Origin of the sequence: Thioalkalivibrio sp. ALE30 (genome assembly GCF_000377465.1) — a bacterium.
In the GTDB taxonomy this organism is placed as follows: Bacteria; Pseudomonadota; Gammaproteobacteria; order Ectothiorhodospirales; family Ectothiorhodospiraceae; genus Thioalkalivibrio.
This window is the reverse complement of sequence record NZ_KB898168.1, coordinates 262,913-277,620: the sequence shown is the minus strand read 5'-3', so window position 1 is coordinate 277,620 and position 14,708 is coordinate 262,913. Positions and strand designations below refer to the sequence as shown.

Annotated in this window: 13 protein-coding genes; 9 read left to right on the top strand and 4 right to left on the bottom strand. The window is 68.4% G+C overall.

Translation table 11 applies throughout. The features are described 5' to 3' along the window. Positions 1-108 precede the first annotated feature (108 nt). The 6 genes from wrbA (at position 109) to hpnC (ending at position 5,608) form a co-directional block, all read left to right on the top strand. Positions 109-729, top strand: coding sequence for an NAD(P)H:quinone oxidoreductase (gene wrbA / locus D107_RS0101225; RefSeq protein ID WP_018867003.1), 621 nt, complete (start codon positions 109-111; stop codon positions 727-729). 124 nt (positions 730-853) lie between these two features. Then, positions 854-1,246, top strand: a complete 393-nt coding sequence (locus D107_RS0101220) for a DoxX family protein (protein WP_018877471.1) — start codon at positions 854-856, stop codon at positions 1,244-1,246. Positions 1,247-1,626: 380 nt separating this feature from the next. Next, complete coding sequence (locus tag D107_RS0101215; RefSeq protein ID WP_018880565.1) at positions 1,627-2,961, top strand: TRZ/ATZ family hydrolase; 1,335 nt, start codon at positions 1,627-1,629, stop codon at positions 2,959-2,961. A gap of 314 nt (positions 2,962-3,275) precedes the next feature. Beyond that, on the top strand, positions 3,276-4,019 hold the full coding sequence (ubiG, locus tag D107_RS0101210) for a bifunctional 2-polyprenyl-6-hydroxyphenol methylase/3-demethylubiquinol 3-O-methyltransferase UbiG (RefSeq protein ID WP_018880229.1): 744 nt from the start codon (positions 3,276-3,278) through the stop codon (positions 4,017-4,019). Then, positions 4,016-4,705, top strand: a complete 690-nt coding sequence (gene gph, locus D107_RS0101205; protein ID WP_018880564.1) for a phosphoglycolate phosphatase — start codon at positions 4,016-4,018, stop codon at positions 4,703-4,705. The genes ubiG and gph overlap by 4 nt, the downstream gene beginning before the upstream one ends. A gap of 33 nt (positions 4,706-4,738) precedes the next feature. Further along, positions 4,739-5,608, top strand: a complete 870-nt coding sequence (hpnC, locus tag D107_RS0101200) for a squalene synthase HpnC (protein WP_018880563.1) — start codon at positions 4,739-4,741, stop codon at positions 5,606-5,608. On the opposite strand, the gene hemN is transcribed toward hpnC, so the two are convergent. Then, entirely contained in the window at positions 5,605-6,993 is a 1,389-nt protein-coding gene (hemN, locus tag D107_RS0101195) for an oxygen-independent coproporphyrinogen III oxidase (RefSeq protein WP_018880562.1), read from the bottom strand. The genes hpnC and hemN overlap by 4 nt on opposite strands. A gap of 179 nt (positions 6,994-7,172) precedes the next feature. Between hemN and hpnD the strand changes: the two genes are divergently transcribed. The 3 genes from hpnD to D107_RS0101180 are packed head-to-tail and all read left to right on the top strand — an operon-like array spanning position 7,173 to position 10,169. After that, a complete protein-coding gene (gene hpnD, locus D107_RS0101190) occupies positions 7,173-8,033 on the top strand; it encodes a presqualene diphosphate synthase HpnD (protein WP_018867010.1) in 861 nt (286 codons plus the stop codon). Positions 8,034-8,037: 4 nt separating this feature from the next. Next, a complete protein-coding gene (gene hpnE / locus D107_RS0101185) occupies positions 8,038-9,384 on the top strand; it encodes a hydroxysqualene dehydroxylase HpnE (protein WP_018880561.1) in 1,347 nt (448 codons plus the stop codon). Further along, positions 9,381-10,169: an SDR family NAD(P)-dependent oxidoreductase gene (locus tag D107_RS0101180; RefSeq protein ID WP_018880322.1), complete on the top strand. Its 789-nt coding sequence runs from the start codon at positions 9,381-9,383 to the stop codon at positions 10,167-10,169. Before hpnE ends, D107_RS0101180 begins: the two co-directional genes overlap by 4 nt. A gap of 12 nt (positions 10,170-10,181) precedes the next feature. On the opposite strand, the gene D107_RS0101175 is transcribed toward D107_RS0101180, so the two are convergent. The 3 genes from D107_RS0101175 to D107_RS0101165 all read right to left on the bottom strand — a co-directional run bounded on the left by D107_RS0101175 (position 10,182) and on the right by D107_RS0101165 (position 14,704). After that, positions 10,182-12,506 carry a YgiQ family radical SAM protein gene (locus tag D107_RS0101175; protein ID WP_018880560.1) on the bottom strand — a complete coding sequence of 775 codons (2,325 nt, stop codon included), beginning with the start codon at positions 12,504-12,506 and terminating at the stop codon, positions 10,182-10,184. A 132-nt stretch (positions 12,507-12,638) separates the two neighbouring features. Then, positions 12,639-13,037: a globin gene (locus D107_RS0101170; protein ID WP_018875608.1), complete on the bottom strand. Its 399-nt coding sequence runs from the start codon at positions 13,035-13,037 to the stop codon at positions 12,639-12,641. Positions 13,038-13,129: 92 nt separating this feature from the next. Continuing rightward, positions 13,130-14,704 carry a glutamate synthase-related protein gene (locus D107_RS0101165; protein ID WP_018880559.1) on the bottom strand — a complete coding sequence of 525 codons (1,575 nt, stop codon included), beginning with the start codon at positions 14,702-14,704 and terminating at the stop codon, positions 13,130-13,132. Between the last annotated feature and the right edge of the window lie 4 nt (positions 14,705-14,708).

The window sequence follows — 14,708 nt, the reverse complement described above, 5'->3', positions numbered from 1 at the left end:
CGTTCAATTTAAACGAACGTTAAGGGGCTTTTTTCGGCATTTTCTTTCGTATAAATCGGATCTAGGCTGACGGATATTCGATTCCCGACAAACGGAGGCCCGTCGACCATGAGCACCAAGATCCTGATCCTGTACTACTCCACCTGGGGCCACATCGAGCAGATGGCCGAGGCCGTGGCCCGGGGGGCCCGCGAAGTCCCGGATACCGAGGTTACGATCAAGCGTGTCCCGGAACTGATGCCGGACGAGGTGGCCCGCAACGCCGGCGCCAAGCTTGACCAGGCCGCACCCATCGCGAAGCCGGAGGAACTGGCGGACTACGACGCCATCATCATCGGCACCCCGACCCGCTTCGGCCGCATGGCCGCCCAGATGGCCAACTTCCTCGACCAGACCGGCGCCCTGTGGTTCGGCGACAAGCTGGTCGGCAAGGTCGGCAGCGTGTTCGGCTCCACGGCATCGCAGCATGGCGGCCAGGAGACGACCCTGGTCTCCACCATCGTCAATCTGCTTCACTACGGCATGACCGTGGTTGGTCTACCCTACACCGAGAAGCGCATGCTCGACGTCAGCGAGGTCTGCGGCGGCACGCCCTACGGTGCCACCACGCTGGCCGCCGGCGACGGCTCGCGCCAGCCGAGCGAGAGCGAACTGGGCATGGCCGCCTCCCAGGGCCGGCACGTTGCGGAGGTCGCCCGCGCCCAGCGCCTTGGGCGCGAGGCCGGCTGACCGAACCGGTCCATTTTCCAGGGCCCCCTCGTTCTGGCGGGGGCCCAGCCGAATCGGGCCCGGCGGCATCGCCCCGGGCCCCAACGCGGGCCACTGCCCGCCCTGCTACAAGGAGAGTATCGACATGGACCACACCCTCGACGACAGCGGCAAGCTGATCCTGCGACTGGCCCTCGGCATCATGATCCTGCTGCACGGCATCGCGAAGATCACAGGTGGCATCAGTGGCATCGAAGGCATGCTGGCCGACGCCGGACTCCCGACCATCCTGGCCTACGGGGTGTATATCGGCGAGATCCTGGCGCCGATCCTGGTCATCCTCGGACTCTATGCACGCATCGGCGCCGTACTCATCGCGATCAACATGGTCTTTGCCATCGCTCTGGCGCATGCCCACGAGGTCTTCCAGCTCACCGGCCACGGCGGCTGGGCCCTGGAACTGCAGGGTATGTTCCTGTTCGCGGCCATCGCGCTGGCCCTGACCGGCCCCGGCCGTTTCGCGATCAACCGCCAGTAGTCCTAAAGGAGACGCTGATTGAATCGCGCGTCCGCGTTGGTGCCCCCTGTTTTCCGAGACAAGGCGCGTCGTGCAGCGGGTAGTGGTTCTACCCGCAAGTGGCGCAACGCTGGCTCGGGGAACAGGGGGCACCAACCCGACAAGTGATTGAAAGAGCGGGCTCGGCCGCCCGTTGTTGATCGAAAACGGGCGCGCACACGGCGTTGCGGCTCCCTTGTGCAGAATGACTGCACGGCGGTCACCGCGCCTTGTTCGCACGCAAAAGCGACTCGAGCGCGGACGCGCGATTCAATCAGCGTCTCCTTACCGCCCCGGGGCGGCGCAACGCCGCCCCTTTCGGGTACCATGCGCGACCCTGTATCCCGCGCAGACCGTGTCCCATGAACCAGACCCAGACGCTGATCCTCGGCGCCCCCCAGATTCTCCCGGTCATCCCCCGCGACACCATCTTGCGGGATCACGCCCTCATCATCCGCGACGGCGTCATCCAGGCGATCGAGCCCACGGAGACCGCCCGCGCCCGATACCCCGATGCGGAGTACCGCGACCATCCCGGGCACGCCCTGATTCCCGGCCTGGTCAATGCCCATACCCACTCGGGGATGAGCCTGCTGCGGGGCATCGGCAGCGACCACACCCTGATGGACTGGCTCAAGCGCTACATCTGGCCGGCCGAAGGCAAGCTGCTCTCGCCCGAGTTCGTGCGCGCCGGCACCCGGCTCTCGGTCGCGGAGATGCTGCGTGGCGGCACCACCTGTTTCAGCGACATGTACCTGTTCGTGGAGGACGCGGCGCGAGTGGTCGACGAGACCGGTATCCGCGCCTCCCTGGGCCTGACCGTGTTCGATTTCCCCACCCCCTGGGCGAGCACGGCCGACGAGTACTTCCAGCGCGGCGCCGACGTGGTGACCGCCTGGGGCCGACACGAACGGATCGCCTTCAATGTGGCCCCGCACGCGCCCTATACCGTTGGCGATGCGAGCCTGGAGCGCGTGGCCGATCGCGCGCGCGAACTCGACGCCCCGATTCACATGCATGTCCACGAGACGGCCAGCGAGGTCGCCGACGCCGTCCGTGACCACGGCGAACGGCCCCTGGCGCGCCTCGCCCGACTCGGCATGCTGGACCAGCCCTTCATCGCTGTGCACATGACCCAGGTGGACGAATCCGATCTGGACCAGCTGCGCGACCGGCCGGTGTCCGTCGCCCACTGCCCGGAATCCAACCTGAAGCTGGCGTCCGGGTTCTGCCCCGTCGCGCGTCTGCAGGAAGCCGGGATCACCGTCGGCCTGGGCACCGATGGCACCGCCTCCAACAACGATCTGGACATGATCGGCGAGATGCGCACCGCCGCCCTGCTGGCCAAGGCCGTCAGCGGCGACGCCGCGGCGCTGCCCGCCGCCTCGGCCCTGGAGATGGCCACCCTCGGCAGCGCCCGCGCCCTGGGGCTGGACGACCGCATCGGTTCGCTGGAGCCCGGCAAGCAAGCGGACGTGGTCGCGGTGGACCTGCAGGCCCTGGAGCTGCAGCCGGCGCACGACCCCAGCGCGCAAATCGTGTATGCCGCCACGCGGGATGCCGTACGCGACGTCTACGTGGCCGGACGCCCGTTGCTGCGCGACCGGGAACTGCTTACGCTGAACGTGCAGGACCTCCGCGCCGAAGCCGATGACTGGCGCATCCGGGTGCTGGAAACCCAGCAGCCCATTGCCTGAGGGAAACATTGATTAATGTACACGCTCGCGTTGGTACCCCAGGTTTTCCGAGACAAGGCGCGGTGCGCAGCCGGTAGTGGTTCTACCGGCAAGGGCCGCAACGCAGGATCGGGAGACCTGGGGTACCAACCCCACAAACGATTGAAAGCGGGGGCTCGGCCGCCCGTTGTTATCGAAAACGGGCGCGAGAACGGCGTTGCGGCTCCCTTGTGCAGAATGACTGCACGGCGGTCACCGCGCCTTGTTCGCACGCAAAAGCGACTCGAGCGCGAACGTGTACATTAACCAGTGTTTCCCTGAGCGAGACCGATCCCATGAGCCCGCAGACTCAATCCCGTTCGCAGACGCACGCCAACGTCGATAGCGCCGAGATCCACAAGTTCACGCACCGCGCCCGCGAGTGGTGGGACCCCAGCGGCCCCTTCGCCACCCTGCATGCGATCAACCCGCTGCGTCTGGAGTGGATCGACGCCCAGGCCGACCTGACCGGCAAGAAGGTGCTGGACGTCGGCTGCGGTGCCGGCATCCTGTCCGAGGCGATGGCGGTGCGCGGCGCGCACGTCACCGCCCTGGACGCCGGTGCCGAACACCTGGAAGTTGCCCGCGAGCACGCCCACGAAGCGGGGTTAGAGATCCACTACCTGCATACCACCGCCGAGGCCCATGCCGAACACCACGCCGGCGACTACGACGTGGTCACCTGCCTGGAGATGCTGGAACACGTGCCCGACCCCGAAGCGGTCATTGATGCGCTCGTGAAGCTTGTGCGTCCCGGCGGCTGGCTGTTTCTGTCCACGATCAACCGCACGCCGCGGGCCTTCGCCGAGGCAATCGTCGGGGCCGAATACCTGCTGAACATGCTGCCCGCCGGCACCCACGAGTACGGCCGCTTCATCCGGCCCTCGGAACTGGGCGCCGCGCTGCGCCGCCATGGGTTCGAGGTCACCGCGATGACCGGGCTGACCTATTCGCCGCTCAGCGGTCGCTACCGCCTGGTGGGGCGCACCGACGTGAACTACCTCATGGCCGCCCGCCGGGGCGACGACACCACCGCATGACGCGCGATCTGGGTTCGCTCCTGTTCGACCTCGACGGGACGCTGCTGGATACCGCGCCGGACATGCATGCGGCGCTGGTCACCCTGATGGCCGAATACGACCGCGCGCCACTCCCTTTCCAGGCGGTGCGCAACCATGTCTCCCACGGCTCGCAGGCCCTCGTCGCGCTCGCCTTCCCCGACGCCGATGCCGCCTTCACGGAGCACCTGAAGAAGCGCTACCTGGAGATCTACGCCCGCGACCTGTGCCAGGCCACCGCCCTGTTCCCCGGGCTCGCCGAGCTCCTGGACCGCTGCAAGGCCCGGGGCTGGTCCGTCGGCGTGGTCACCAACAAGCCGGGCTGGCTCACCGATCCACTGCTGGAGGCGCTCGGCCTGCGGGCACGCATGGCGGCCGTTGTCAGCGGCGATACCCTGCCCCAGCGCAAGCCTGACCCCGAACCCATGTGGCTGGCGGCGCGGCAAACCGGCCTGCCCCCGGAGCGCCACTGCTACTGGGGCGATGCCGAGCGCGACATCGCGGCCGGACGCGCCGCCGGCATGCCCACCCTGATCGCCAACTGGGGCTACATCGACGCGGACCAGCAGCCGGATCAATGGGGCGCCGACGGCGCCCTGGAGCAACCCGACGATTTCTGGGCCTGGTACAACGGCGCCCCCGCCCCGGAGCGCAGCCTTGCCGGCTGATCACGCCCGCCACCCCGCGGGGGCTGATGGTTGATGGAACCCCGGATCCGCCAGGCCTATCGCCACTGCCGTCAGCGTGCCACGGCGCACTACGAGAACTTCCCTGTGGCCTCCTGGTTGCTGCCCGGCCGCCTGCGCGACCCGGTGGCGGCAATCTACTGCTTTGCCCGCGACGCCGACGACCTGGCCGACGAGGACCCGCGCCCGGTCGAAGAACGCCGCCAGGCACTGCTGGCCATGCAGGAACGCGTGCAGGTCCTGGAGGACCCGGCCGCGGAACACGATCCCGAATGGATCGCCCTGGCGGATGCCCGCGCCCGTTTCCACCTGCCGGCGGCACCGTTCTCCGACCTGATCGATGCCTTCCTGCAGGACCTCGACCAGACGCGCTACGCGACCTTTGGCGAGGTGATGGACTACTGCCGGCGTTCGGCCAACCCGGTAGGGCGGCTCATGCTGCATCTTGACGGGAACCCGACCGAGGAAATGCTGGGCCATTCCGACGCCATCTGCTCGGCCCTGCAACTGATCAACTTCTACCAGGACCTGCAGCAGGACCTGGAGGAGAACAACCGCATCTACCTGCCGCAGGAGGAGATGGACCAGTACGGCGTCACCGAGGCCATGCTCGCGGCCGGAAAGACCACCTTCCAGCTGCGCAACCTGATGCAGTTCCAGTACGCCCGCGCCGACCGCCTGCTGCGGGCCGGCGCACCCCTGGGCGGGATGCTGCGCGGGCGCCTGGGGCTGGAGATCCGCGCCATCATCAATGGCGGCGCCCGCATCCTCTGGCGCCTGCGCCAGCAGGAGGACGTCTTCGCCCGCCCGCGCCTCCGCACCCGCGACGCCTGGATCATCCTGAGCCACAGCCTGCGCCCGCGTCGGCGCCCCCGAGCCCGCTAAACCACCTTGCTGTACCGCGGCTGGCCTTCGGTCGCCAGATAGGCGTCGAATGCCATGGCCACATTGCGCAGGAGCAGGCGACCGCGCGGCAGCACATCCAGCCGGCCCTGTTCGATCCGCACCAAGCCGTCGTCCTGCATACCCTCGAGGCGCCCCAGCGCATCCGCGAAGACCTCGCCGAACACGATCCCGTGGCGCGCCTCGATCGCGGCAAAGTCGATCCGCGAGTGGCACATCAGCTCGCTGATCACGTCGCGCCGCAGGCGGTCGTCGGCACTCAGCTCCAGCCCCCGAAAGACCGGGAGGCGGCCCGCATCCAGGCGGGCGTAGTAGGCATCCAGCTCGCGCAGGTTCTGGCTGTAGGTCGCGCCGACCTTCCCGATGGCCGTGGGACCCAGCGCCACGAGGTCGTACTCCGCGCGGGTGGAATAGCCCTGGAAGTTGCGCTGTAGCGTCCCGGCTCGCTGCGCCTCGGCCAGCTCGTCGTCCGGCAAGGCAAAGTGATCCATCTCGATGTAGACGTAGCCCGCCGCGGTCAGCCGCTCGATGGTCGTCTCCAGGATCGCGAGCTTTTCCGCCGCATCAGGCAGGTCCGCCTCGCGGATCTGGCGCTGCGTCTTGAACATCTGTGGCAGATGGGCGTAGTTGTAGATCGCCAGGCGTTCGGGGCGCAGTTCGAGGGCACGTTCCAGGGTGCGGGTGTAGGTCTCCACCGTCTGCAGCGGAAGCCCGTAGATCAGGTCGAAGTTGGTGGACTCGAACCCATGGGCCCGGGCCTGCTCGACGGCGCGCGCGGTGACCTCGAAGGGCTGGATGCGGTTGACCGCCCGCTGCACATCCGGATCGAAGTCCTGCACCCCGAGGCTGATGCGGTTGAACCCCAGTTCGCCCAGCAGCGGTATCGTCCCGGGTCGCACCGCGCGCGGGTCGATCTCAATGGAGAATTCGCGCGCGGCACTGGCATCGAGACGGAAGTGGCGCCCGAGCAATGCCATCACCAGGCGCAGATCCTCGTCCCCGAGATAGGTCGGCGTGCCCCCGCCGAAGTGCAACTGCCCCACCGTGCGCTCCGCGTCAAACAGCTCGCCCTGCAGCGCGGCCTCGCGTTCCAGATACGCGAGATAGCGCTGCGCCCGCTGGTAGTTGCCGGTAATGACCTTGTTGCAGGCGCAATAGAAACAGACCGTGTCGCAGAACGGGACATGCACGTAAAGCGACAGCGGACGCGCCGGGTCCGCCCCGTTCGTGGCCTGCGCCGCGTCGGCATACGCGCGGTCGTCGAAACCCTCGTGGAACTGGGGTGCCGTGGGATACGACGTGTAGCGAGGTCCGCTCACGTCATAGCGACGCAGGATCTCCGGATCAAATACCAGGCGCTGCTCCATCGGGTCCCCCTCGAGCGTGTACCGCCCATTTTCGGCATCGGATCGCCACAGGCTACGACCACGACCCGGTAGCGGGCTTGATACAGGTCAACAATCCGCCTTCGGGGGCAATCTCCCGCCTCGCGCACTGCCTGTGCTAGCCTTCCCGTCCCTGTTCGACACCCGCCACGCGAGAGCGCATGTCCCCCGACGAGTATTGCGAGGAGAAGGCCGCACAGAGCGGCTCCAGCTTCTACTACGCCTTTCGCTTTCTGGAGCCCGACCGGCGCCGCGCCATCACAGCGCTGTACGCCTTCTGCCGGGAAGTGGACGACATCGTCGACGAGGTCCGCGAGGAGAGCGTCGCCCGGACCAAGCTGGACTGGTGGCGCCAGGAGATCGAACGCCTGTTCGCGGGCGAACCCCGTCACCCCATCTCCCAGGCACTGCAGCCCCACATCGCCGCCTTCGACCTGGGCCGCGAATATTTCGACGAGATCATCGACGGCATGCAGATGGATCTCGACTACGACAGCTACCCGGATTTCACCACCCTGTCGCTGTACTGCTATCGCGCCGCCAGCGTGGTCGGCATCCTCTCCGCCCACATCTTCGGCTACAGCGACCGGCGCACGCTGAAGTACGCCCACGACCTCGGCATGGCCCTGCAGCTCACCAACATCCTGCGCGACGTCCACGAGGACGCCATGCGCGGCCGCGTCTATATCCCGCTCGACGAGCTGCGCAAGCACGAGGTCAAACCCGAGGAGTTCCAAGTCAACATCACCGATGACCGTCATCGCGCCCTGTTCGCGGAACAGGCCGAACGGGCGCGGCGCTACTACGACAGTGCCGAGGAACACCTCCCCGCTGCCGACCGCTATCCCCAGCGCCCGGGCCTGATCATGGCGGCGATCTACCGCACTCTGCTGGACGAGATCGAGGACGACGGCTTCCGTGTTCTGGAACACCGCGTACGCCTGACCCCGATCCGCAAGCTGTGGATCGCCTGGCGCACCGCCCGACGCCTGAAGCGCGAGCATCGCCGCCGCGCGGCCTGACGCCATGGCCTCCAGCCCTCCCGCGCACCCTGTCGCCGTGGTCGGCGCGGGCTGGGCCGGCCTGACCGCAGCCCTCGCCCTGGCGCGCGCCGGACACCCCGTACACCTGATCGAGGCCGGCAGGATCCCCGGCGGGCGCGCCCGCAGCCTGGAGCTGGACCACACCCCACTGGACAACGGCCAGCACATCCTCGTGGGGGCCTGCCAGCAGACCCTGGAACAGATCCGCGCGGTCGGTATCGACCCCGACTCGGCCTTTCACGCCGTCCCGTTCGGGCTGCGGATGTTCGACCCCGACCGCCGGCCAGCATCCCCGGCCTTCGCGCTCGAACCCCGCTCGCCCCGGCTGCCGGCTCTGGCCACGGCCCTCTATCGTTCCCTCCCCGGCCACGCCACTGGTATCCGGCTGCGCGCCCTGCTCGGCGCGGCGGCCCTGCTGCACCGTCCCCTGCGACACGACCTCCCGGTGCTCGACTGGCTGCGGCGCCGCCACCAGCCGGAAACCCTGATCCAGCGGCTGTGGGACCCCCTGTGCCTGGCGGTGATGAACACCCCGACTCGCCTGGCCTCCGCGCGGATCTTCCAGAACGTGCTGCGACGGGCCCTGAATCACGGGCCGGAGGCGGCCCGACTGCTGATCCCTGCACGGCCCCTGGGCGAGGTGTTCCCCGACGCCGCCATCCGCGAGCTGCGGGCCCGGGGTGCGCGCGTGGACCTTGGCCGCCGCATCACGATGATCCAGCGCGACGCGACACGCCCGGATGCCCCTTATCGACTGCACGATCGCCAGGGCGACACCAGCAACGCCCGCGCGCTGATCCTGGCCACCACGCCCACCGCCACCGCCAGCCTGTTGCCAGCGGACGCTCGATGGGGCGCCACGCATCAGGGGCTCAAGGCCATGGGCGCACGCAGCATCTGCACCGTCTACCTGCGCTACCCGCGGCGGTTGACAGACCGGCCCCCTCTCCAGGGGCTGCTCGGCCAGCATGGCCAGTGGCTGATCCCCCGGCACGTCGCGGGCGCCCCGCACTGGCTGGCTGTCGTGATCTCGGCCGCCGACGACCTCGAACCGTTGACGGCGGATGCCCGATGGCGCACCGTCGCCCGCTCGCTGGCACGGACCTTTCCCGAGCTGGGGGAGCCCGCAGCCGGTCACTGCGTCTGCGAGCGCCGCGCGACGGTGGACGCCAGGGTCGATCTGGATGGGCACCGTCCACCGCCCCGCACGCCCTGGCCCGACTGCTACCTGTCAGGGGATTACCTGACCCACGCACTGCCGTCGACGCTCGAAGCGGCCATACAATCTGGACTAGAATCGGCGCACCTGTTCCTGGAGGACCATCCTTGACCGACCTCGATATCCCTCGCCTCCTCGCCTACCGTCCCGAACCGGGCGCCTTTGACCAGCGCGTGATCCTCGTCACCGGCGCCGCCGACGGCATCGGCCGGGCAGTCGCCGAGGCCTGCGCCGCCGCCGGCGCCACGGTGGTCCTGCTGGACAAGGACCTGAAGGGCCTGGAGGCGGTCTACGACCGGATCGAACAGGCCGGCCAGCCCCAGCCCGCGATCTACCCGCTGAATCTCGAGGGGGCTACGGTCAAGGATTACGGCGACCTGGCGGAGAACATCCGTGACTCGCTGGGTCGCCTCGACGGCCTGGTGCTGAACGCCGGCTGGGCCGGGGCCCTGATGCCGATGAAGAACTACGACCCGGAGCTGTGGTTCAAGGTCATCAACAGCAACCTGCACGGCCCGTTTTTCCTGACCCAGGCTGTGCTGCCCCTGCTGGAGGCCAGCCCGACCGGAAGCCTGGTGGTCTCCACCCAGAACGCGCGCAAAGCCTTCTGGGGGGCCTTCGGGATGGCCAAGGCAGCGCAGGACGCCCTGATCGACATCCTGTCCCATGAGCATCGCAACGAGCCGCGCTTCATCCACGTCAATGGCGTGGACACCGGTCCCGTGCGCACCCGTTTCCGGGCCGGCCACTATCCGGGTGAGAACGCGGAACTGCTGCCCGAACCCGAGGCGGTGGTGGGCCCCTACCTGTACTTCCTGGACCCCGGCGACCGCACCACCACTGGCCTGAACCTCAGCCTGGAAGGCCAGGTACCGACGCCCGACGCGTCGGCCTGAGCCACTGCGCCGTCAGGCGCGCGGCCGCTTGCCGGCCGGGCGCCCCTTCTTGCGGAGCTTCCCGGCACCAGCCCGCGGCTTGCCACCGTGGGGCGCCGGCGAACGGCCGCCCGCCTTGCCCGCCGACGCGGCCCCGGCCTTTGGTTTCGCCCCCGGACGGGCCGCGGCCTCCACCCCGTTGTGCTGGGTCTGGAAGGTCTGGCCACGCTTTTTCAGAGCCTTCCCGCCGCGGGTCATCCGCCCGCCCGTGGATGGGCGCGCCGCGCCCTGCCCCGTCCCGGCCGGCTGCCAGGTCGGCACCAGATGGTGCTTCCCGTTCCCGATCAGATCGGCCCTCCCCATGCGCTGCAGGGCATCGCGCAGCAGCGGCCAGTTGTTCGGGTCGTGGTAGCGCAGAAAGGCCTTGTGCAGGCGGCGGGCGCGGAAGCCCCGGGCGACCGGCACGCGTTCGCTCGCCTTGCGGCGGATGCCACGCAACGGATCCCGGCCCGAGTGCCACATGGCCGTGGCGAGAGCCATCGGGCTGGGCAGGAACGCCTGCACCTGGTCGGCGCGAAAATCATTGCGCTTGAGCCAGAGCGCCAGTTGCAGCATGTCCTGATCGGTGGTCCCCGGGTGCGCGGCAATGAAATACGGGATCAGGTACTGCTCCTTCCCTGCCGCTTTCGAGTATTTCTCGAACATGGCCTTGAACCGGTCATAGGTGCCCATGCCCGGCTTCATCATCCGGGATAATGGGCCCTTTTCCGTATGTTCCGGCGCAATCTTCAGGTAACCACCCACATGGTGGGTGACCAGCTCCTTCACGTACTCCGGGGACTCGATCGCCAGGTCATAGCGCAGCCCCGAGGCGATCAGGATCTTCTTGATCCCCGGTAGCGCGCGCGCCTTGCGGTAGAGACGGATGAGCGGGGCGTGATCGGTATCCAGGTTACTGCAGATCCCCGGGTACACACAGGACAGCCGCCGGCAGCTCTGCTCGATCTTCGGGTCCTTGCAGGCCAGGCGGTACATGTTGGCCGTCGGCCCGCCCAGGTCCGAGATCACACCCGTGAACCCGTCCACCTTGTCGCGGATCTCCTCGATCTCGCGCAGCACGCTGTCCTCCGAGCGGCTCTGGATGATCCGCCCCTCGTGTTCGGTGATCGAACAGAAGGTACAGCCACCAAAGCACCCGCGCATGATGTTCACCGAGAAGCGGATCATCTCCCAGGCCGGGATGCGGGCATCACCGTATGCCGGGTGCGGGGCGCGGGCATAGGGCAGGTCGAACACCGCGTCCATCTCGGGGGTGGAAAGCGGGATCGGCGGCGGGTTGAGCCAGACCTCCTTGTCGCCATGGCGCTGCACGATCGCCCGCGCGTTGCCCGGATTAGTCTCCAGATGCAGTACCCGCGAGGCATGGGCATACAGCACCGCATCCCCCTTCACCTGCTCAAACGCAGGGATGCGGATCACCGTCTGGTCGCGCGGCGTGCCCCGCGGGATCTGCCGCTGAAAGCGCACGACCTTTGTGCCCGGCTCGCCCTGTACCGCCGAGCTGTCCTGCCCTTCGGCATCGGCACAGGTTGCCGTCGAGACCATCGCGTAGGGGTCGGGGTTGGCATCCACCGGCCCCGGCGTATCGACCTCGCTGGAGTCCAGTTCGACAAAGCCGGCGGGGACCGCATCCCGCAGGAAGGCCGTGCCCCGCAGATCCGTGATCTCGCGCGGGTGCTCGCCCGCGGCCACGCGATGCGCCAGCTCCACCAGGGCCCGCTCGGCATTGCCGAACAGCAGGATGTCCGCGCGCGAATCCAGCAGCACGGAGCGGCGCACCTTGTCCTGCCAGTAGTCGTAATGCGCGATCCGGCGCAGGCTGGCCTCGATACCGCCGGCCACCACCGGCACATCCTTGTACGCCTCGCGGACCCGCTGGGCGTAGACGATCACCGCCCGGTCGGGGCGCTTGCCGTGCACGTCCCCCGGGGTGTAGGCGTCATTGGAGCGGACCTTCCGCTCCGCGGTGTAGTGATTGACCATCGAGTCCATGTTCCCGGCGGTCACGCCAAAGAACAGGTTGGGCCGCCCCAGGGCGCGGAAGGGCTCGGCCGACGTCCAGTCCGGCTGCGCGAGAATGCCGACCCGGAACCCCTGCGCCTCCAGCAGCCGCCCGATGATCGCCATACCGAAGCTCGGGTGATCGACATAGGCGTCGCCGGTGACCAGCACGATGTCACAGCTGTCCCAACCGAGCGCGTCCATCTCCTCGCGCGTGGTCGGCAAGAACGGTGCCGTGCCAAAGCGCTTGGCCCAGTAGGGCTTGCGGGCAAACAGGGTCTCGGGGGCTGCGGACATCACCAGGCTTCTTCCGGCGGGCACCGGCAACGGGAAAACCCCGCATTACACGCCCGGGAGGCACCGAGATCAACAGGGCATGCCCACGGGCGGGGCTTCGTCCTTCAGTCCCCGCCGGGTACGCGCCTGGCGTCAGTAGCGTTCAATGAACAGGTCAATGGCCGGGCTCAGCGCCCCGCGCCAGCGCTGCGCGAGGGATTCGTCCCAGCGCGGGTCCACCTCGCGGGCCGTCTCCACCATGCAGTCCAGCCACACCCCGTACAGCTCCGGCGCGACCGGCACCCGGCCATGGCGGCTGTGCACCTCGGCCATCTTTTCCATGGTCGGTGCCACGAAGCTCTCGCCCTCCGCGTAGCTGATCGCGGTGGAGACCGCCTGCCCCAGGGCCCGCTTCTGCTGCGACCAGTTCGTGGTCGTAAAGGCCTGCGCCACCCGCTCGTCCGCCGCGAGAAAGCGTTCATAGAAGCGGTCCACGAAGTTGCCGGCCCGCCGGCAACGCCCGTAGCTCTGGTGCACATCGGAGTAGCTCATCCAGATCCCCCAGTCCCGAAAATGCGCGAGTGTAACGGGATTGCTCCGGCGGTTGCTGATCCAGATCAAGCTCCGGGCAGTACCATCTGCTATCAACTGCCTTCGAGCACACCCGCGTACTGGATACCGGCCAGCCGCGCCAGGTCGCGATCGAACGTGGTCAGGTCATTGGGCCCGAAGTCCTCCAGGCTGGCATGCCCGCAGGCCCGCGCCAGCACCTTCATCAACTCCGTGGAGCCCTCCAGAAACCGACCCAGACGTTCCGCTCCTTCCTGCGGATCCAGCCGGGCGCGCAGGGCGGGATCCTGCGTGGCCACGCCGCTGGGGCACTGATTGGTGTGGCACATCCGCGCGCCCACGCAGCCCACCGCCTGAATCGCCGAATTGGCCAGGGCGATACCGTCGGCCCCCAGCGCGAGGGCCTTCACGAAGTCCGCCGGGGTGCGCAAGCCGCCCGTCACCAGCAGTGTCACGCGACCGGAGACCCCGTTCGCGTCCAGGAATCGACGCGCGCGGGCCAGCGCCGGGATGGTCGGAACGCTAATGTGGTCGCGCAGCAGGGCCGGTGCCGCGCCCGTGCCACCTCCGCGGCCGTCGAGGATCAGGTAATCGGCCCCGGCCTCCAGGGCAAACGCCAGGTCCGCCTCGATGTGGTTCGCCGAGAGCTTGAAGCCCACCGGCACGCCGCCGGTCTTCTCGCGCACCGCATCGGCAAACCGACGGAAATCGGCCGGGGTCTGCAGATCCGCGTTCGCCGCGGGCGAATGGGCATCCTGGCCGGCCTCGATCCCGCGCACCCGCGCGATCTCGTCGCTCACCTTGCTCCCCGGCAGGACACCCCCAACACCGGTCTTCGCCGCCTGGCCGGCCTTGAAGTGAAACGCCTGGACCTTGTCCAATACCGCGTCGGAGTAGCCAAACCCGGCGGGACCCAGCTCGAACAGGTAGCGGGAATTCTCCGCCTGCTCCGCATCCAGCATGCCGCCCTCGCCAGAGCAGATGCCCGTCCCTGCGCGCTCGGCCCCGCGCGCCAGGGCGATCTTCGCCTCCCGCGACAACGCGCCAAAGCTCATGTCGGACACCAGCAACGGGATCTTCAGCTCCAGCGGCCGCTTCGCCTCCGGCCCGATCACCAGCGATGTCCCGATCTCGGCCCCCTCGTCCAGCGGCCGCGTGGCCAGTTGTGCCGCCAGCAACTGCATCCCGTCCCAGCTCGGCAGCCGGTCCCGCGGGACCCCCATGGCGACCGTGGTCCCGTGTCGTCCCACACCCTCCAGTCCATCCCGCGCCAGCGCGTGGATCCACTCGACATGCGGCTCCGTCTCACTGTTGCGCGGGCTCGGCGCCCGATCCCCGGGCTCGGCGTCACGTGCTTCGCCCTCGGTGTCAGCATCCGCGGCACTCGCCGGCCCGCCGACTGCATCGGCCTCGAACTGCGCATGGGTCCCGTCACAGTACGGCAGGTTCCCGGACTGCTTGCACTGACACAGGTAGGCCTCGCCATCCTCTTGTGCGGTGAATACCAGAGGCTCGATGCCCGTCCCCTGGTGCGAACCGTCGCAGAACGGCTGATCCTGCGAACGCCCGCAGCGGCAGAAGGCGTACTCCTCGCCCTTTTTCAGCTCCACACCCCGGGGTTCCACTGCGGCGATAATCGGCTCGGCCATCGTA